This window comes from Streptomyces monashensis, from assembly GCF_001866665.1.
GTDB classification, from domain to species: Bacteria; Actinomycetota; Actinomycetes; order Streptomycetales; family Streptomycetaceae; genus Streptomyces; species Streptomyces monashensis.
Window position 1 is genome coordinate 19,036 of record NZ_MLYO01000025.1, and the last position, 19,107, is coordinate 38,142.

Annotated in this window: 17 protein-coding genes and 3 pseudogenes; 5 read left to right on the forward strand and 15 right to left on the reverse strand. The window is 69.8% G+C overall.

Annotation, left to right across the window (positions count from 1 at the left end; all coding sequences use genetic code 11):
• Positions 1-497 precede the first annotated feature (497 nt).
• Positions 498-1,049, forward strand: a complete 552-nt coding sequence (locus tag BIV23_RS51800; protein WP_245790538.1) for a hypothetical protein — start codon at positions 498-500, stop codon at positions 1,047-1,049.
• 226 nt (positions 1,050-1,275) lie between these two features.
• On the opposite strand, the pseudogene BIV23_RS15260 reads toward BIV23_RS51800, so the two are convergent.
• From BIV23_RS15260 to BIV23_RS15275, 4 genes and pseudogenes are all read right to left on the reverse strand, one after another.
• Positions 1,276-2,109 (reverse strand): annotated as a pseudogene (locus tag BIV23_RS15260) (IS701 family transposase); the annotation flags it as partial.
• Between the two features lie 318 nt (positions 2,110-2,427).
• Complete coding sequence (locus BIV23_RS50295; RefSeq protein WP_071381389.1) at positions 2,428-2,610, reverse strand: universal stress protein; 183 nt, start codon at positions 2,608-2,610, stop codon at positions 2,428-2,430.
• Positions 2,611-3,124: 514 nt separating this feature from the next.
• A complete protein-coding gene (locus tag BIV23_RS15270; protein WP_071381390.1) occupies positions 3,125-4,270 on the reverse strand; it encodes an acetate/propionate family kinase in 1,146 nt (381 codons plus the stop codon).
• Positions 4,260-4,616, reverse strand: a complete 357-nt coding sequence (locus tag BIV23_RS15275) for a hypothetical protein (RefSeq protein WP_071381391.1) — start codon at positions 4,614-4,616, stop codon at positions 4,260-4,262. The genes BIV23_RS15270 and BIV23_RS15275 overlap by 11 nt, the downstream gene beginning before the upstream one ends.
• Positions 4,617-4,788: 172 nt before the next feature.
• On the opposite strand from BIV23_RS15275, the gene BIV23_RS15280 reads away from it, so the two are divergent.
• Positions 4,789-5,325, forward strand: coding sequence for a phosphate-starvation-inducible PsiE family protein (locus BIV23_RS15280; RefSeq protein ID WP_071381392.1), 537 nt, complete (start codon positions 4,789-4,791; stop codon positions 5,323-5,325).
• Here BIV23_RS15280 and BIV23_RS15285 read toward each other — a convergent pair.
• Positions 5,299-7,473, reverse strand: coding sequence for an FUSC family protein (locus BIV23_RS15285; RefSeq protein WP_071381393.1), 2,175 nt, complete (start codon positions 7,471-7,473; stop codon positions 5,299-5,301). The genes BIV23_RS15280 and BIV23_RS15285 overlap by 27 nt on opposite strands.
• An 826-nt stretch (positions 7,474-8,299) precedes the next feature.
• Here BIV23_RS15285 and BIV23_RS15290 point away from each other — a divergent pair.
• The 3 genes and pseudogenes from BIV23_RS15290 to BIV23_RS15295 all read left to right on the forward strand — a co-directional run bounded on the left by BIV23_RS15290 (position 8,300) and on the right by BIV23_RS15295 (position 10,306).
• Entirely contained in the window at positions 8,300-8,749 is a 450-nt protein-coding gene (locus tag BIV23_RS15290) for a DUF1931 family protein (protein WP_071381394.1), read from the forward strand.
• 125 nt (positions 8,750-8,874) lie between these two features.
• A pseudogene (locus BIV23_RS53205) lies at positions 8,875-9,048 on the forward strand (ISNCY family transposase); the annotation flags it as partial.
• A gap of 64 nt (positions 9,049-9,112) precedes the next feature.
• Positions 9,113-10,306: a PP2C family protein-serine/threonine phosphatase gene (locus tag BIV23_RS15295; protein ID WP_071381395.1), complete on the forward strand. Its 1,194-nt coding sequence runs from the start codon at positions 9,113-9,115 to the stop codon at positions 10,304-10,306.
• A 59-nt stretch (positions 10,307-10,365) separates the two neighbouring features.
• Here the strand turns inward: BIV23_RS15295 and BIV23_RS15300 are convergent, their stop codons facing one another.
• From BIV23_RS15300 to BIV23_RS15340, 10 genes and pseudogenes are all read right to left on the reverse strand, one after another.
• Positions 10,366-10,758, reverse strand: coding sequence for a DUF2267 domain-containing protein (locus BIV23_RS15300; protein ID WP_071381396.1), 393 nt, complete (start codon positions 10,756-10,758; stop codon positions 10,366-10,368).
• A gap of 43 nt (positions 10,759-10,801) precedes the next feature.
• Positions 10,802-10,979: pseudogene (locus BIV23_RS51805) on the reverse strand (MFS transporter); the annotation flags it as partial.
• 474 nt (positions 10,980-11,453) lie between these two features.
• Complete coding sequence (locus BIV23_RS15305) at positions 11,454-11,951, reverse strand: Hsp20/alpha crystallin family protein (protein WP_071381512.1); 498 nt, start codon at positions 11,949-11,951, stop codon at positions 11,454-11,456.
• 41 nt (positions 11,952-11,992) lie between these two features.
• Positions 11,993-13,774 (reverse strand): FAD-dependent oxidoreductase, encoded by a 1,782-nt coding sequence (locus tag BIV23_RS15310; protein WP_071381397.1) that lies wholly within the window; start codon positions 13,772-13,774, stop codon positions 11,993-11,995.
• Positions 13,774-14,034: a UBP-type zinc finger domain-containing protein gene (locus BIV23_RS15315; protein WP_071381398.1), complete on the reverse strand. Its 261-nt coding sequence runs from the start codon at positions 14,032-14,034 to the stop codon at positions 13,774-13,776. The genes BIV23_RS15310 and BIV23_RS15315 overlap by 1 nt, the downstream gene beginning before the upstream one ends.
• 6 nt (positions 14,035-14,040) lie before the next feature.
• Entirely contained in the window at positions 14,041-14,499 is a 459-nt protein-coding gene (gene trxA, locus BIV23_RS15320) for a thioredoxin (protein ID WP_071381399.1), read from the reverse strand.
• Positions 14,496-17,135: an ATP-dependent chaperone ClpB gene (gene clpB / locus BIV23_RS15325; protein WP_071381400.1), complete on the reverse strand. Its 2,640-nt coding sequence runs from the start codon at positions 17,133-17,135 to the stop codon at positions 14,496-14,498. Before clpB ends, trxA begins: the two co-directional genes overlap by 4 nt.
• On the reverse strand, positions 17,126-17,533 hold the full coding sequence (locus BIV23_RS15330) for a chaperone modulator CbpM (protein WP_071381401.1): 408 nt from the start codon (positions 17,531-17,533) through the stop codon (positions 17,126-17,128). Before BIV23_RS15330 ends, clpB begins: the two co-directional genes overlap by 10 nt.
• A complete protein-coding gene (locus BIV23_RS15335) occupies positions 17,530-18,483 on the reverse strand; it encodes a DnaJ C-terminal domain-containing protein (RefSeq protein ID WP_071381402.1) in 954 nt (317 codons plus the stop codon). Before BIV23_RS15335 ends, BIV23_RS15330 begins: the two co-directional genes overlap by 4 nt.
• Before the next feature lie 6 nt (positions 18,484-18,489).
• Positions 18,490-19,101 (reverse strand): nucleotide exchange factor GrpE, encoded by a 612-nt coding sequence (locus BIV23_RS15340; RefSeq protein WP_071381403.1) that lies wholly within the window; start codon positions 19,099-19,101, stop codon positions 18,490-18,492.
• Between the last annotated feature and the right edge of the window lie 6 nt (positions 19,102-19,107).

A 19,107-nucleotide genomic window follows, 5' to 3' on the forward strand; every position in this document is an offset into this window, starting at 1 on the left:
GCCGGCGCGGAAACGGCAGGAGGAACTCGCGCGCCATGAGGCTCTGCTTCCCACAGTCAGATGTCCGGCGTACATGGACGGTTGAGCTCCTCCCCCAGCCCGGCGGGCCGGTACTCGTCTGTCAGCAATGTGCGCAGGGTGGGCAGCGGCTCACCGGCCCAGCTGCTCGATCAGAGGTCCTGGCGCATCTGGCGTCACACGCGCGCCGAGACCTGCTTCCTGCGCATCTGCGGACGTGCCAGTGCCACGAACGGGGCTGCGGCTGGCATCCCCGTCACCGTGGCTGCCACGGCCCGATCCGCCTTCTCCTGGCCCGTGACCACGGCGGACGGGCGTGGCGCCTCACCGATGCATGCACTGCGTGTGCGGCCGCCACGTCACAGGCCGCCGTCGTGCCCGAAACGATCCTGGCCGCTGCGGTCTCGTCGCGAGGACGGGCGAACACGCGCCGAAAACGCCACCCCCAAGGACCCGACAGCCGAACCCGGGTACAGGAGATGCTCAACTACCTTGCCGTCGCCCTGCCGACCGCCACGGGGGCCGACGCCCGGTTGATCGCCTTGCAGTGCGCGCTGCGCATGAACAACGTGGCGCGCGTCCGCTTGCCCCTAGGGCTGCTCCGAAGCCTCCGCCTGGGATCTGCCTCAGAAGCGTGGCGCGAGCTGAGCGAAGCGGGATGGCTGCGGCCATTCATGTCCGACGGCGGCGTGATCACGGCTCAGATGCTCGACGCAGCCCTGCTCACACAGCACCCGGCTCGCCCCGACCGGCTTCAGGCTGCCGACTGGGCAGTGCGCTCCGCCTCCAGCATCCAAACAGATTCCGCGCCGCTTCCACGGCTGGCCGCTCTCGCACTGGCAGCGCACACCGTAGCCGGAGAGAACCAAGGAGCGGTATCAGCGGAGCAGATGGCGCGCGAATGCGGCTGCCGTATTACAGCACTGCCCGTGATTCTCAAGCACTTGGTGGCCGAGGAGGTCCTCGTCTCTTGGACGGGGACTGGGGAAGCGGGAGACTTGCGCTGGGAGCTGGTTTCCAATCGCGCCTGACTCGCATCGAAGGGGTAGGTCGGCGCCCGGCTCAGCTGCACACCATCAGGCGGTTTGGCCATCCCGGACTGAGGACGCCGGAGAAGGCTCACGGGCCACACACAGCTGCCTCCGCTGGTCCAGGATGTGCCCGAGTTGGAGCGGATCGCGCGATTGCGGACTCGTTCCCGCGGAGCTCATCGCTGCGCTGGATCGGTTGGCCACATGCTCATCGGAACGGCGACACCCAGCAAGGGCGGATCGCGACGCGTGCCCAGTCGTAGACGCGTTCGCCGTGCGCGCCCGGCCCGCCCGACAGCCGCTTCCAGCGTTGCCGGGGCAGCGCGGCGATCAGCTCGTCGACCCGTTTCTCGGACCAACGGGTCGTGATGACCGTGTCGTTGACCTTGGTGGCCATCACATGGGCGATGCCGCGCTGTTCCAGCCAGACACGTGTGTGCTTGACCTGCCCGTATGCCTCGTCCGCGGTCACCCATGCGAACGGCACACCGGCATCGACGGCGCGTTGCAGCATCTGCCTGAAGTGCTCGTTCTTGGTCGCGAAACAGATGTCGTCGCCGATGCCGGCGGCCCGGCAGCGGTCCCGGTCATCGGTCCAGGAGGCCGGGAGGTAGAGCTCGCGGTCGATCAGGGCACGTCCCCGGGCCGAGGCGTAGGCCAGGAAGGTGCCGATCTGGCAGTTTTCCGTGCGGCCGGCCGTACCCGAGTATTGGCGCTGGACACCGGCGGATTTGGTGCCCTTCTTCAGGAAGCCGGTGTCGTCGCAGATCAAGACGCCGTCTGGGCTGCCGATGGTCTCCACGACGAAGTCACGCACGTCGTCTCGGACCGCGTCCTCGTCCCAGTCGGAGAGGTTGAGCAGGCGCTGGACACCATCCGGGCGGAGCTGGCCGACCTGCTCGGCCAACGTCCAGCCGTTCTTCTTCTCCAAAGGTGCGACCAGCCCCTGAAGGTAGTCCAGTGCCCGCTCGCGCGGCTCGGACCTGCCAAAACGGTGGGCGAACCGGGCATGCAGCCCGGCTATCCCCTCGGACCACGACTCAACCTGCTCGACCGTCAGCGCATCAGCACACAGTCACATCAACGACAGGCGACGTTGATCGTCACCCCAGATGCGGTTGCAGTATTAACCCGGAGAGCAAAGGAAACACGGCCACCTCACGCTCGACGGCATCGACCTACCGCTGGAGTAGCAGTCGCTGCGGTCCGAACGGGCGTCATGGGGGCGGTATGGGCCCGCGGTCGTGGCTGTACAACGCGCACCCACCGGTGGACCGTTGTCTGCGCGAACGAGGGAACGCTGACCTGCTGACACGCGGCCTCTGTGGCTCGGGCGTCTCCTGTTCCCACTGTCGACGACGAACATGTCGAACAGCACTCAGTCGTACGGCACAAGCGCGACCGGGCAGTGCACGTGGTGGATCAGAGCGTGCCCGACCGGCCCCGTGTGCGGGCCGACCACGGCACAGCGCCTGCGGCTGCCCACGACGAGCGGCCCCGCACCGGCCGCGGCCCGGACGAGGACGTGCGCCAGCCACCCCTCGTGGAGCTCTTCCTTCACGACGGCGGTGGGTACTTCTCGGCCTCGCCCTGGCGCTGGAGGCCCATGAACAACGGGGCACGGGTCCGGATCGTCGAGCGTCGGCCTGATCCCTTCCGGCCCTCCCGGGCCACCGCTTGACGTCAGCCCAGCAGTTGGTGCGCCCAGTCGCGTTGGATGTCGTCGCCGGAGCAGTCGAAGTCTCCGGTGTTTCTCCGGGGCGCCGATCGCGGGCGGTGCGCGCCCGAACGATGTCGACGTAGGGCTACGAGTGGAAGCCTCGTGTGAGACCAGCACCGGGATGCTGAGGGCGGCGAGCCAGTCGGTGAACATGCGGCTCAGGATGTCCTCATTGGCGTCGAAGGGGAGGTATGGGGCTCTGATGGGGGCCAGTGGCCCTCGAGCCCCGTGCCCCTGACGGGGGGGCGGCGTGCAGGACCAGACGTCGCCGCTCCTCTGTGCTGTCCAGGTACAGGAGGCCGGTTCTTGGCGCGGGCCAGGTAAGTGTGGACGTGCTGGCAGTTGCATTGGCCAGTCACATGCCGCCGAGCACTCGTCGGGTCTCGGCGGCGATCTGCTGCGTCTCGCCGGTTGCGACCACGAGGACCGGGACACCTCTCACCGCCTGATCGATGCGTCGGTGGCCTTCCCGCATCAAATCTGCCAGTTCGGGGACGAGCAGCCCGCCTCGAACACCGAGAACAGTCAGGGCCGAGCAGATCTCCTCGCGTACCTCAGGTTGGTCTTCGCCGATCTCCCCGGTGAAGACCAGGGCGTCCAGCCGGTCCAGCGAGGCGGCCATCGCGCCGATGCCCCTGCGGCAGCTGAGTGTGAACGTCGCCAGCGCCAACGCGGCCGCGGCATCACCCTCCGCGCGGGCGCGCACCAGGTCCCGGGTGTCTCCCGAGGTACCGGAGAGGCCGAGCAGACCGGAATGCCGGTGGAGTGTGTCATCCAATTCGTCCGTGCTCAGACCGTGCCGCCGCTGCAGCCACAGCAGCGCGCCGGGGTCGAGACTGCCGCTGCGCCGACTCATCACCAGGCCTTCCAGCGGAGTGAGGCCCATGGTGGTGTCCACGCTGCGTCCGTTCCGCACGGCGCAGGCCGAGCAGCCGCCGCCCATGTGCACGAGCACGACCTGGAGGTTGTCGACGGGTCGGCCCAGGGCCTGCGCCGTCCTCTGCAGTGCCCACGAGTAGGAAAGCCCGTGGAAGCCGTACCGGCGCAGCTCGTATTCGGCTCGCCATCGCTCCGGCACGGCGTACGTGCGCGCCTGTGCCGGCAAATCCTTGTGAAAGACGGTGTCGAAGCAGGCGATATGAGGAACGTCGGGCAGGAGTTCTCGTGCGGCATCGACCACATGCAAGGCAGGGGTCACGTGCAACGGCGCGAGATCGGCGACGTCCGCCAGCAGAGCCCGTACGCGTGCGTCGATCAGCGCATGTCCAGTCAGGTGCGGGCCGCTGTGGACGATGCGGTGACCAACCGCCGCAGGAACGGGCACCTCGCTGAGGAAGTTCCGCAGTTCCGCCGCCACAGCAGGCCCCGGGGGCTCCGAGGCGTCTCGATCCGCCACCCGTTCACCGTCCGCCGCGAACAGAGCGATGTGAAGGCTCGAAGAGCCAGCATCGAGGACCAGTACGTGACCATCACGGCTCTCGTGGGAGCGGTCAGCACTCATCACACACCTCCAGTGCACTCGCGTCCCCCGGCACGGTGCGCCCGCCACGGAGTGCGACCCTGTGCTCAGGGTCGGCCTCGGTGCGGACCGGGTTGTGCTCCGCCCGGCTCGGCAGTTCGGTGAAGAAGACGCTGGTGGCCCAGTCGCCGTCCTCCAGGCGGGTGCCGACGTTTCGGCCACGTCGGCCACGCCGACCTGCTCGTTCGCCGCCAGGGGCGCCGTCGGTGTCCGTCTGCCAGCGGATGCCCCTGGCGGTGCGGTGGCGCGGTTCCTCCCGCAGGCCGGAGGCAAGGTCCCGGGCCGCATCGGAGGGCAGACCCCGGGTCGGCGCCAGGATGGGCCGCAAGTTCCTGCCGTTCGTGTCCGCGTCGGGCTACCTCACAACCCTTGCCCTGCCGCCTGGTAGGCCTCGGTGATGTCGCGCCTCGCCGCTTCCCCCAGGCTGCCACCACAGGGAGGGATCCGCTCGTCCACCCGTTCGGCAGCACGCCGCGCCTGCGGGACGGGGCACCCCTAGCATGCTGACTGTGCGACCCATTCTGCCGAAGCTCGAGGGCGGCCGGGTGCAGGGCCTCCTGCAGCTCATCGAGGACGGCATCCACCTCGTCGTCGCGGCGCTCCTCGTACTGCTCGCGGGGATCCTGACCGTCGGGGTCGTCCATGACGTCATCCGGTTGCTCCAGGGGCCGTACCACGAGGAGACGGTCGTTCTCTCCGCCCTGGACAGCAGCCTGGTGCTGTTCATCGTGGCCGAGCTGCTCCACACCGTCCGCCTCACCATCAGGAACCAGACCCTCGACGCGGAGCCTTTCCTAGTCGTCGGCCTGATCGCCGGCATCCGCAGGGTGCTCATCGTGACAGCCGAGGCGGAGAAGTCCTTCCGGTGGAACGTCGAGGGGATCGAACTGCTCATCCTGGCGGGGCTGATCATCGTGATGGCGACAGCGGTGTACGTGTGGCGGCGCTCGACGCGGCCGGGAGACTACTTCCCGCTCCAGGAGGCGCGGCGCTCTCCGTCGCCGACTTCGTCACCCACTCCGGTGCGCGGCTCCTGATCCGTCGCCCTCCGCCGCCGCGGCCGCCCGCACTCGCTGCTCCTCGCGAGCAGAGCCGACGTCCCGTTCCAGGGGGGTGCGGCTCACGGCCGTCGCGAGGTCCTCCAAGGCTTGCTTTTGCAGTTCCGCCTCGCGCCGCACGACCGGGCTCCCATTGCTGGCGGCGTCCTCCCACGCGTGGAGCGCCTCCTCCACGCGTCCCCAGTCCGGATTCCTGTGCTCGCGCACGGCGACTGCCGCCTTCGCGGTGTCCGTCTCCAGGGCGTCGGCGAACCGCTCCGCCTCGGGGACGACACGGCTGTCGGCCCGCGGGACGTGGCTCTCCATGAGCATCGCCGCGCGGCCGAACCCCTTGAGCGCCTCCTGCGCCTCCTGTGCCTCGCGCGACGTCAGCCCCCTGGGGCGAACCGGTTCCTGCCTTGCCCGGTCGTATGCCTCTTGCCAGGCGGCACGTGCCTCCCTGCTGGCCAGCAGTGCCCTGCGCATGTCGGCGTGATGCTCCCGGGTCGGTTCGGCGTAGTTGCGGAGCACCGCGGCCGCATAGCGGCCGTTGGCGGCGAGCCAGTCCGCAAGCCGGCTCGGCAGCCGGGGTGTCTCCCATGCGGGGAACACCACGTACGCCAGCATTGCCAGGGCCCCGCCGAGCAGGGTGAGCACCACCCGCTCCGGGACCGTCTGCTCCCACGCCTGGCCGCCCATGCCGAGCAGGAAGACGACGTACGCGGCGGTGAAGCACTGGGAGTAGGCGTAGCCGGTACGGTTCAGCGTGTACGACAGGCCCGCCGAGACGACTGCCAGCGCGCCGAACACATGGGCATCCGGTCCCAGGGCCTGCACCATCACGGTGGCGAGCGCGACCCCCGCCAGGGTCCCGGCGAGACGGGCCACCGCACGCGCGTACGTCCGGTGGAAATCCGGCCGCATCACCATCACCGAGGCGATGGGCGCCCAGTAGCCGTGGCCCAGGGGGAGCCGGGCGGCGATCAGATAGCCGAGTGTGGCCACCGCCGCCAGGCGGACGGCGTGCCGGAACACGGGCGAGTCCCGGCGGAGCTCACGGCGGACCGCCCGGACGACGACCGGGACCAGCCGGAACATCGTCGGGCGCACCAGGAACTCGGCGCCCGCGGGGCCGGGCAGCGTGGGCGCCCTCCCGCGCGCGCCTCCACTCCCGGCGACCTCCAACGCCTCGCCGAGCAGTTCCACGAGCTGCTCGGCGGCCTGCCTCGCGGGGCCCTCCAGCACCTCGTGCTCCTCGTCGACGCGCAGGACGTCCACGCTCCCGGGCCGCACCTCGGCGGGAGTGCCGCGGCGGATCGAACGGGCGACCGCATCCAGGACGTCGGCGGCCGCGTCGAGCAACTCCCGCGCGCGGTCCCGCCCGGGTCCCTCCGCTGGGGCGCCCACATCCGGGTCGGCGAGCGCGGCGACGACCGGCCGAATGCGCTCGGCGAGTCCCCGGGGGCCGTGCAGGACGGGGGGACGGGTTCGGGCCTGTGACGGCGTCACGGCGGCCGCGTCCCGGGCCGTCATCAACGGCTCCGGGTCAAACGCGGCCGTCGGGTCGTGCCGCAGCCGGCGGGCGTAGTCCGCCACGGCGGCCAGGGCGTCGGCGAGCGCGTCACGATGCGCCCCCCAACGGCGGATCGGGAACAGCAGGATCAGCACGGCCTGCGTCACGCCCCCGAGCGCGATGACCCCGGCGTGCTCCAGGGCTCGCCCCACGCTCGTGGGCAGGGTGATGGTCACCAGCATGCTGCCCACGGTCGTCGCTGCGACGATCCCAGCGGTCGATCCGACGGCCCACGCCATTCCCGCGGCAAAGGCCCATACGGCCAGCAGCGGCAAGAACGTCACGAGTCGCCCCGCCGCCAGGTAGCCCACGAAGGTGCTGAGCGCCAGACCCGCGCCCGCGCCGAGCGCGATCACCTTGCGTGGACGCCAGGTGCGCTGGAAGGTGGCCCCACCCGCGGAGTAGGCACCGAGGGCGGCGGATGCGGCATACGCAGGGGAGACCAGCCACAGCGCCGGCCCGATGACGATGGCCACCCCAGCGGCCGTACGCAGCGCGAGTAGAGGTTCCAGCCGCGTCTCCTCGATCGTGAGTCCGGATCGCACGACCTCCCCGAAGGCCCGCAGCCACGTCACGAATGTGAGCCTAGCCGGAACGTTCTGCCGGGTCGCGTCGGCCGCGCCGCCGCCTCCTGGAGGCGCCGCGCTCGGCGGACGCGCGATCCCGGGCCGACCTACACTCACAAACCGGCACCCTCGTGTACAGGGCGATCGATGACCACACCCCCCAGCGCCGGCTGTCAGCCCCAGCGGCCGCGGCTCGACGTCGTCCTCGTGGCCGATCCGTGATGGCCAACGGAGGTCGCGAAGCGACTGAAGAGAGGGTCACGGACCCGGCCCTACCTGGACAGCATCCGCCCCGTCATCGCCATGATCGGCCCACCGGAGCACATCGCGCTGCTGTCGCTGCCCATGCTCGGCCTGATGCGCGCCGCCCACCGGCTGAGGGGAGCGGCCCTCGGCGTGTTCGGAGCGCGATTCCCGGAGTCCGGCAACACCCTGCCACCCGGGAGATCCAGTACACCAGCGAGGCACCGCATGTCTACGGGCGGTTGCGGCTGCTAGGTGGGATGGTCCGCGTCAACCGGCCGTGGCTGTGCTGTTCACCGGCCGCTCCCGAGCGATCGCTGGCGTGTTCGCCACCGCGGCGTTCGGCCTCGTGTGCAGTGACATCTGGGGTCACCCTTTACGTGGGGCCGCTCCGCGACACGGTGTTCGCCGTGCTGTCGATCCGCACGCCCGTCCGACACCCCGGGCAGCCGGACACCTGGGCCTGGCAGGGCAATACAGGGAGGCTAATTGAGCCCGACATGCGCATGCGTTCGCGCGCCCTGTCGGCCAGGCTGAATGGGAAGCCCAGGGGCCGGGAGCCACCCCGGCCCCGCAGCCGGAGGTTGCCGTCATGACCGTGATGTCCATCGCCAGGTTCGAAAGGTTCTTCCGCGCGGCCGCGGGGCTGGACGTCGACAAGAACGATCTGAAGCGCTACAGCGACTTCGTCGACGCCAAGCTCTATGACCTGCTGACCGTCGCCCAGGCCACTGCCAAGGCCAACGGGCGCGACATCATCCGGACCTGTGACCTACCGATCACGAAAGGCCTGCAGGAGAGCATTCACCACTTCCGGAAGATCGACCAGGATGTAGAACTCAAACCGATCCTGGAACAGCTCGCCACCCACCCTGCTCTGGACCGCACGCCCGACGAGGAGACCGAGGCGGCCTATCCGGACATCATCGGCGGACTCAGCCTGGCCCTTGCTCAGTGCTTCAAGATCCTCCACCCCGACCTGAAGAACCCCCAGACCCAGCACTGGGACGAGACCCGAGCCGTCTTCGACCTCCTGTTGTGAGTGGCGAGCGGACCAGGCGGTGCAGACCACGGCCAAACAGCGTCAGCGCGCTCTGCTTCCTCGGCTGCCGCAACCATCTGCTGGCTCGCCGCAGGCCCTCGTCCACGTCCAAGGTGCTCCCGAAAGCGGTCCTGGTCGGTGAGCTGGCCGAGACCGCGGCGGGCACCCGCCGGCTGCTGGAGCTGACCGCTGTGAGGCTTGCGGGGATCCGCACGATCCCCTACCGGCTGGTGTCGTAAGTCGGTCCCGAAGCCCGACCGATCCGCAAGGGCAAGCTCCAGCACCCCAGGCTGATCGGTCCGCATCCCGGGTGTCCCAGAGCTCAGATTGTGGCGGCTCGACCTCGCAGGGATCATCGAAGGCATGGACAGGAACATGTCCGTCGGGTCCGGGGAGCGGCTGCTGGAGGAACTGGTCAGAGCAGCCCAGCTGGCATCACCTGCGGAACTGCCCGTGGTCCTGAACCGGTATGCCGAGGCCATGGGTCTGGGCAGGGCTGTTATCTATCTGGTCGACATCCAGCAAAGACTGCTGGTGCCGCTTGTCGAAAGCGAGCCGGAACTGGAGCTCGACACTTCGCTGGCCGGATGGGCCTACCGCACCGACTCTCTCCGAGTGGAAGAAGGCCCCTCCGGCGGGCTGAACGTATGGCTGCCCCTGGCCGACGGGGCGGAGCGGCTGGGCGTCGTAGAGCTGAACGTGAGCACCCTGGACGGGCTCAAGCTACGGCGCTGTCGAACGACGGCGCTGCTCCTCGCACTGATCATCACATCCAAGCGCACCTACAGCGACACCATCGCGCAGCGCATGCGTACCAGGCCGATGCACCTGCCCACGGAGATGGTGAGGGCCTTTCTCCCTCCCCGGTCGATCGGCACCGGGCGGGTCGTTTCGACGGCGGTTCTGGAGCCTGCGTACGAACTGGGCGGCGATGCTTTCGACCATGCGTTCACCGAGGACGTTTTGCACGCCACAATCCTTGACGGCATGGGGCACAACCTGGCGTCCGGACTTGCCACCTCTGTCGCCATGGCAGGCTGCCGTAACGCCCGGCGCAGCGGGGCAGACCTGAACGAACTCGCGGGCACCGTGGACGAGGCGCTGGCGAAGTGGCTTCCGGAGCAGTTCTGCACGGGTGTCTTCACCCAGTTGCGCATGCCCACCGGTGTGCTGCGCTGGTGCAACTGCGGCCACCCGCCTCCGTTGCTCATCCGTCGCCACCGCCTGCTCCACAATGCCTTGGAGCGGCCACCTGAGCCTCCTTTGGGTCTGCCCGTCAGTCTCGCCGGGACCGTCCGTCAGGTGCACGAGGTCAGCCTCGAACCCGGTGACCGAATACTGCTCTACTCAGACGGCGTCGTAGAGTCACGCGATGAGGCGGGCGAAGAGTTCGGCCTGGAACGCTTCACCGACTACATCATCCGGTCGACCGCAGCAGGGCAGAGCGCCCCGGAAGCGCTGCGCCTGCTCATCCACGCCATCCTCGAGCATCGGCACAACAAACTCAGCGACGACGCCACGATCTTGATGTTCGAGTGGCAGCCCCCTGATCCGTGACCGCAAGAGCCGGAGAGCGCAGCCGTGGCGCCGGCTTTCGTTCTAGGCGCCTCACGGGCTCAGTCCGCGAGGTCGACCTTGCCGAACAGGACCGCGTAACTGGAGGGGAGTTGGCTGATGATCTGATTCAGCTCTCCGCCGGTGACAGCGTCGGCAACGGTGGTCAGGACCGCGCTGGCGTCCCACTGCGCCGTACGCGGCCGGGCATGGGTGCGCTCGGCGACCCGGCGGTAGAACTCTTCGATCCCGAAGCCTCGCGCCTGCTGCGGCGTGGCATGATCCAGAACTTGTCCCAGCGGGCCGGGCAGCTGGGATGCGAGGTCCTTGACCTCTCCCGGGCTGATCCGTTGGGCCAGTACTTCCAGCACGGCGTTGGTGACGTCCGCGGCTTCGTCCTGGTCGTTGTATTCGCCTCGCTCACGCACACGGGCGAGGAATCCGTCGTATTTCATAGCTGCCTTCCTTCCGCCCCGGTCACCGCTGGTCATGAGGGTCGCCCGGTGCGCTGTCGCGCCGGGCGGCAACCGCCCCGACGATCGTCACTTCAAGGCCGTCCAGAATCCAGACGGCTCCCAAACCGATGACGATCCGCCAATGGAATCGGGACCACGCAGCCGGTCGGCCGGGCGGGGACCTTGGTCGTGACGACACCGAACTCGCCAGTGCTGGTCATGCCACGCCTCCTCGTTCAGGGCCATGGACTGTTACCCGGAAAGGGGCAGAACGGGCTGAAATGGACAGGTCCGCATGGCGTCGTCTTCTGTGCTGCGCTGCCACCTTCTGGGACACCGTTTTCACTTTCTCCATGAGGGCGACACGATGCTCTGGCACTGGTCGCGCGTGGGGGCGGAGCGGAGGGAAGCAAGCGATATCCGTCGGCCCAGGACGCCAAGCGTTACGCACGGGCATTCGACCGCGAGGACCAGGCGGACATGGGCCGGCGCGCACCGCTGGGTCTGCTTCCCCTTCGGCTGCTGCACGCCTGGCGTCTGCGGCACCGAAAGGAAGCCGGTGGGGAGCCGTGTGCCGAGTCTCCGCCGACGTGAGGGGTGCGACGCGAGACGTCATCCATGAATCACCCGGGTGTCGAGCGTCGCCGGCCCGGCCGCGGTGCCGGACGTGTGTCCGGAACCGCGGCGTTCGCGTCTCAGCCGCTGCTCTCGGTGCTTTCACTCGTCTCGCTGATCTCGATGTGCCGGGGCTTTGCGACCTCGGCCTTAGGGACGGTGATGGCGAGCACCCCGTCCGACATCTGCGCATTGATCTTTTCGGTGTCGACCTCTCCGGGCAGCCGCAGCCGGTACTCGAAGGCTCCGGTGCGGCGGGTGCTCCGGCGCAGGACGCCTTTGCGTTCCTTCTCCTTGATCTCTCCGGTGACCACCAACTCCTGGCCGTTGGCTTCGACGTCGATGTCCTTGCTCTTGACGCCGGGGAGTTCGATCTCGACGTGGAAGGCGTCGTCGGACTCCGTGACATCCGCCAGGGGTGTCCACGCGATTGCGGGCGCCACGCCTCCCACCGTGGATTCGATCAGTCCGCTCATCTCGCCGAGCAGTTGGTCGAACTGCGTCAGCGGATCGCGTGCCCAGCCAAGGGGCCTGTCCTGCACTGCGCCACCGCGGGGGCGCCGGACGGGCATGGTCATCACCATCGCCTCCTTCTCGTGATCTCCTCGCCCGCTGGGCGTCACGCGAGCCAAGCGGACTCCTTCGGACGGGTGTACGGGGAGCTGTCGGTGCCGCCGTGCGCGGCCGTGTGACCCAGGTAGCGGTGCACGAAGTGGATGCTCATCGCGCCTTCGCCGACCGCGGAGGCCACACGCTTCACCGAGCCACTGCGGACGTCGCCGGCAGCGAAGACGCCAGGCAGGCTGGTCTCCAACGTCAGACAGTCGCGGCCCTGGCTCTGCCACAGTTCGGGAACGGAGCACGCCTGCGCCTCCGCGCCGGTGAGCACGTAGCCACGCGCGTCGAGGGCGAGCGCGCCGGACAGCCACTCGGTGTGAGGGTCTGCGCCGGTGAAGACGAACAGGGCCCGCACCGCGAGGTGGCGGTGCTCTCCCGTACGGTGGTCGACCACGGTGACCGCCTCCAGCGCCTTGCCGCCGAGTGCCTCGGTCATCTCGGTGTGCAGCAGTACGCGCACACGCGCGTGGCGCTCGATCTGATCGATCAGGTAGCGGGACATGTGCGCCTCGAGGCTCGGCCCACGGACGAGCAGATAGACCTGCGGTGCGTACCCGGCCAGGAAGAGCACGGCCTGACCTGCGGAGTTGCCGCCGCCGACCACCGCCACCGGGTCGGTACGGCACTGCTGGGCCTCGTAGAGGGTCGCCGAGTAGTGGACGCTCGCGCCCTCCAACGGTTCGATGCCGGGCACATGGAGGCGGCGGTAGCGGGCGCCGGTTGCCAGGACGACGGTACGGGCGGTGATCTCGCTGCCGTCGGCGAACCTGACGGCGTAGTGGCCGCCCCGCGGTTCTAGCCGGGCCGCCTCCGCCGGGACGCTGATCCGGGCGCCGAACTTGCCCGCCTGGAGCACAGCGCGCTCGGTGAGTTCGGCGCCGGAGACGCCGGAGGGGAAACCGAAGCAGTTGTCGATGCGGGAGGACGTCCCGGCCTGGCCGCCGGTGGCCATCGCCTCGACCACGGTCGTGCCGAGGCCCTCCGAGGCGGCGTTCACCGCGGCGGCGAGACCGGCCGGACCGGAGCCGACGATCAGGAGATCGCCGTGGCCGTTGCTCGACGGCAGGGATGGCAGGCCGATGAACCGGGCCAGTTCGGCGTTGCTCGGATTGCGCAGCAAGGTCGTGTCCCGCCAGATCACCAGCGGCGTCTGCTCCGGACCGACCGCAAAGCGGCGCAGCAGCGCCTCGGCCTCCTCGTCCGTCTCCAGATCGATCCAGCGGTGCGGCAGCCGGTTGCGGGCGGCGAACTCGCGCAGCCGCCGGGTGTCGGGCGAATAGCGCGAGCCGATGATGCGGAAACCGGCGCCCTGCCCGACAAGCAGAGCACGGCGGCCCAGGCAGGCGCGCAGCACCACATCACCGAGGATGGAGTCACGGGTCACCAGGTCACGCAGCTGGTCCATGGACAGGGCGAGAATCTCGCCGGGGTCCCTGACCACGGCGGTGTAGAAGGCCACCTGTCCGTTCAGGAGGCCGAGTTCGCCGATGAAGCGGCCGGGACCGTGCACGCGTAGCAGGTGTTCATCGGGCGTGCCGTAGCCCTCGACGATGGCGACCGAACCACTGAGGACGACGTAAAACGTCTCGCACCGCTCCCCCTCCCGGATCAGCACGTCACCGGCGTCGACCACGTGCCGCCAGCCGTGCTGCGCCAGGCGGGCCATCTGGTCGTCCGACAGGCGGGGATAGGCGCCGTAGATGTCGGGCGTCTCGAAGGGGACGCTCTCCTCCGCCCCGTCCGGCACAGGCGCTGCGCCGGGCCGCGTCTCGTCGCCGGGCATCACACGAACGCCTCATGGACGAAGCACCACCGCCAGTCCTCGCCGGGCTCCAGCGACGCCACGATCGGATGGCCGTCGGCGGCGGCGTGACGGCGGGCGTGCCGGTTCGGCGAGGAATCACAGCAGCCGACGTGCCCGCAGGTCAGGCAGAGCCTGAGGTGGACCCAGGGGGAACGCATGGCCAGGCACTCCTCGCACCCCGGGGCACGCGGGGCGACGGGGCGTACGAGGGCGAGGTGGGGGTCCGTTCGTACGGTCATGGCCGATCACCCTTTCCCGGCCGGTGCGCGGCCCGCGATCGACTGCTCCACCCACCGCCGTAGGGCAGGGGCAGGCGCGGCACCCGACTGCCGGGCGATGGCCTGTCCTTTGTCGAGGACCAGCAGCGTCGGTACCGCCTGGACCTCGAACCGCCGCGCCAGGCGCGGGTTCTTGTCGATGTCGACCTTGACCAGCTTGATCGTTCCCGCGAGATCGGCGGCGACCTTCTCCAGCGCGGGGCTCACCATGCGGCAGGGGCCGCACCAGGTGGCCCACAGGTCGACCACGACGGGGACGTCGGCCCGCTCGGCGACCTCGGTGAAGTCGTCGTCGCCCGCGTCCACCATCCACGGTAGGGGCTGCTTGCAGTGGCCGCACTTGGGGCGGCCCTCCGCGGACACGGGCACCCGGTTGGTCCGCCCGCAGTTCGGACAACTGACGGTCGTCGCCTGCATCGTGCTCATGCCGCCCTCGCTCCCTTCACGTCCTCGGGCTGGTCGTAGGTGACCACCAGCTCTCCGTGTTCGGCGTCGACGCGGACCGTCGCGCCGTCCTGGACGTCGCCGCGCAGCAGGGACCGCCCGACCAGCGTCTCGACCTCGTGGGAGATATAGCGGCGCAACGGGCGGGCCCCGTACACCGGGTCGTAGCCCTGGTGGGCGATCACTTCCCGGGCAGCATCGGTGAGTTCGACCGTGATGCGGCGTTCGGCGAGGCGGCGGCGCAGTTCGTCGAACTGCAGTTCCACGATGCGCTCGATCTGCCGCTCACCGAGCGGCTTGAACAGCACGATGTCGTCGACGCGGTTGAGGAACTCCGGGCGGAAGTGCCCGCGCAGCTCGCCCATCACCAGGGCGCGGGCGTCGGGCTTGATCTCGCCCTCGGCGGTGGCGCCGTCGAGGAGGTGCTCGGAGCCGATGTTGGACGTCATGATGATCACGGTGTTGCGGAAGTCGACCGTGCGGCCCTGAGCGTCGGTGATGCGGCCGTCGTCGAGGATCTGCAGCAGGGTGTTGAAGACATCGGTGTGCGCCTTCTCGATCTCGTCGAACAGCACGACCGAGTACGGCTTGCGGCGTACGGCCTCGGTGAGCTGGCCGCCTTCCTCGTAGCCGACGTATCCGGGCGGTGCGCCCATGAGCCGGCTGACGGTGTGACGTTCCTGGTACTCGCTCATGTCGAGGCGGACCATGTTCTCCTCGGAGTCGAACAGGGCCCGGGCGAGGGTCTTGGCCAGCTCGGTCTTCCCGACGCCGGTGGGGCCGAGGAAGATGAACGAGCCGATGGGGCGGCGTGGGTCGCGGATGCCGGAGCGGGCGCGGATGATGGCGTCGGCGACGAGCTTGACGGCCTCGTCCTGGCCGATGACCCGCTCGCGCAGGATCTCGTCGAGGCGCAGCAGTTTCTCGCGTTCGCCCTCCTGGAGACGGGCGACGGGGATGCCGGTCCAGGCGGCGACGATCTCGGCGATCTCCTCCTCGGTGACGACCTCCCGCAGCAGCCGGTTCTGTCCTTGTTTGGCGGCCAGTTGCTCCTCCTCTGCGGTGAGCCGGCGCTCCAGGTCCTGAAGGCGGCCGTAGCGCAGTTCTGCGGCTCGGTTGAGGTCGTAGGCGCGTTCGGCCTCCTCGGCTTCGTGGCGGACCTGCTCCAGTTCCTGGCGCAGTTCCTGCACGCGGCGGATGGCCTGCCGTTCGGCCTCCCACTGGGCGTGTTTGGCGTCGGCCTCGCCGCGCAGGTCGGCCAGTTCCCTGCGCAGTTCCTCCAGGCGGGCTTTGCTGGCGGGGTCGGTCTCCTTGGACAGGGCCGCCTCCTCGATCTCCAGGCGGGTGACGCGGCGGGTGATCTCGTCGAGTTCGGCGGGCATCGAGTCGATCTCGGTGCGCAGCCGGGCGCACGCCTCGTCGACGAGGTCGATGGCCTTGTCGGGCAGGAACCGGTCGGTGATGTAGCGGTGGCTGAGGGTGGCCGCGGAGACCAGCGCGGTGTCCTGGATCTTCACGCCGTGGAAGACCTCGAGGCGTTCGCGCAGTCCGCGCAGGATGGAGATGGTGTCCTCCACGCTCGGCTCGTCGACCAGGACCTGCTGGAAGCGGCGTTCGAGAGCGGCGTCCTTCTCGATGTGCTTGCGGTACTCGTCGAGGGTGGTGGCGCCGATCATGTGGAGTTCGCCGCGGGCGAGCATCGGCTTGAGCATGTTGCCCGCGTCCATGGCCCCTTCGGCGGCGCCCGCGCCGACGACGGTGTGCAGTTCGTCGACGAAGAGCAGGATGCGCCCTTGGGCGGCCTTGACCTCGCTGAGCACGGCCTTGAGGCGTTCCTCGAACTCACCGCGGTACTTGGCGCCGGCGACCAGGGAGCCCATGTCGAGGGCGAACACCGTCTTGTCGCGGAGTCCTTCGGGGACGTCGCCGCGAACGATGCGCTGGGCCAGGCCCTCGACGATGGCGGTCTTGCCGACGCCGGGGTCGCCGATGAGGACGGGGTTGTTCTTGGTCTTGCGGCTGAGGATCTGGGTGACGCGGCGGATCTCGGCGTCCCGCCCGATGACCGGGTCGAGCCTGCCGGCCCTGGCCTCGGCGACGAGATCGCGGCCGTACTTCTCCAGAGCCTCGTAGGCCACTTCGGGGTTGGCGGAGGTGACGCGCTGGTTGCCGCGGACCTGGGTGAGCGCGCTCAGGAACGAGTCCCTGGTGATGCCGGCCTCTTTGAGCAGTCGCCCGGCGGCGGTTGAAGAGCCCTCCTCGACCAGGGCGAGCAGTAGGTGCTCCACGGACACGTACTCGTCCTTGAGGCGTTTGGCCTCCCGTTCGGCGTCATCGAGCAGGCGGGCGAGGCGTTGGGTGACGAAGACCTGGCCGGGTGCCGCGCCGGGGCCGGTGACCTTCGGACGGCGGGAGAGTTCCTCGCGCACGGCAGCGCGCAGCTCCTTCGGCTCGGTGCCGGCCTGTTGCAGCAACCGCGGGATCAGACCGTCCTCCTGATCGAGAAGCGCGAGCAGCAGGTGTTCCCCGTCGACCTCGGTCTGCCCCATGCGGACGGCCGCGCTCTGGGCCTCCTGCAGGGCTTCCTGGGACTTCTGGGTGAGACGGTTCATGTCCATGGGGGTGTTTCACTCCTCGTGCCGCGGCCGCGCAGGGCGGCTTCGAGCAGGCTGATGCGGTCGAGCAGGTCGAGCACCAGGCCGATGGATGCGTAGTTGAGGCAGAGTCCGGTGCGCAGTCGCTGGATACGGGCGAGGACCGCCGGGGCCGTGGGGTCGAACACCAGTCGCCCCGCGGAGTCGCGTTCGGCGTCGACCAGGCCGAGGGCGACGAACCGGCGGATCAGATCGGGGTGGAGGCCCGAGCGACGGGCCACGGTGTCCAGCGAGAGCCTGGGGACAGGCACGAGCGCGTACCGGACCGCCGTTGAGGCGGTGATGTCGGCGCCCGTTCGTACCGGACGGTCGCCCACGCCGGCCCGGCCGATGCCTGCCGCTCCCGCGGGTCGGTCGTTCATCGCGTCCTCCTGGGGTCGAACGAGGAGGTGGCGGCGAGCTCCTCGAACAGTTCGCGCTCCCGGTCGCCGAGGGCGGGAGGCACCATGACACGGAGTTCGGCGTACAGGTCGCCGTTCGCGCCTCGCGGGTTCGGCATGCCCTCGCCGCGCAGCCGCAGCCGCCGGCCGCTGGACGAGCCGGCGGGCACCGTGACCTTGGCCGTGCCGCCGCCGGGGGTGGGCACCGGCACGGTCGCACCCAGGGCCGCCTCCCACGGGGCGACCGGGACCTGTACGTGCACGTCGCGGCCGTCCAGCCGGAACCGGGGGTGGGGCTGGATATGTACCCGCAGGTACAGGTCGCCCGCGGCGGCGTCACCACTGCCCCGGCCGCCCTCGCCCGATAGCCGGATGCGCTGCCCGTCGGTGACACCTGGTGGCACGTCGACCTCGTACCGCCGCGGCTGCCCCGTGGGACCGGCGAGCGTGACGGTGCGACGGCCGCCTCGGTACGCCTCCTCGACGGTGAGCGGCAGTTCGGCCTCCTGGTCCGCTCCGGGGACGCCACCTCGGGCGGCGCCGGCTCCGAACATGGAGCCGAGCAGGTCCTCGATGTCGATGCCCTCCGCTCCGAAGTCGTCGCCGAAGCCGGTGGTGTACCGGACACGGGGGCCGCCCGCGCCCGCGGTCCTCCGCGCGCGGAAGCCGCCGCCCGCTCCGGCCGCGACCCGTTCGTCGAAGTCCTCGGGGATCTTGCGGAAGTCCTCGCCGAAGCGGTCGTAACGGGCCCGGGTCTTCGGGTCCGACAGGACGCTGTATGCCTCGTTGAGGTCCTTGAAACGCTCCTCCGCCCCGGGGTCCTTGTTGACGTCGGGGTGGTACTTGCGGGCGAGCTTGCGATATGCCTGCTGGATCTCGTCCTGGCTCGCGGTCCGCGACACGCCCAGCACCTCGTAGAAGTCCCGTGCCATGACCGGTCACTCCCGCTTCGCGACCGTCACGGCGGCGGGCCTGAGCTGCCGCTCGCCGTCCCCGTAGCCGGGGCGCAGCACCTCGACGACGGTGCCCGGTGGGGCGTCGGGGTCCTGGACGACGCCGACCACCTCGTGCCGGGCCGGGTCGAAGGCGACGCCGGTCTCCGCGTGCCGCGGGTAGCCGAGCAGTTCGAGGACGTTCACCGCCTGGTCGCGTACGGCCCGGACGCCCTCCACGATCGCACCCGGATCGGCGCCGGCATGGGTCAGGGCGAGCTCGAGGTTGTCGAGGACGGGCAGGAAGGCGGCCGCCGTGCGGGAACGCTCGACCGTCCGCTCCCGCTCCAGTTCCCTGGCGTGGCGCTTGCGAAGGTTGTCGAGGTCGGCGAGCGCGCGCCGCCAGCGGTCCTCCAGTTCCTGGATCGCGGTCGTGTACTCGTCCTCGGCAGGCGTGGGGCCGGCGGCGTCGGGTCCCGGTTCGTCGTTCGCCGCTTCCGGCCGGGGCGACGGGCCCGGTTGCGGCAAATCCCCGCGCGGAGGGCGTACGGCGCCTTCCGGGACCGGTTCGACCGGCTCCGACGCGGCCCGGTCGGGTTCCTGGGGGCGGCTGGGCATGGCGCG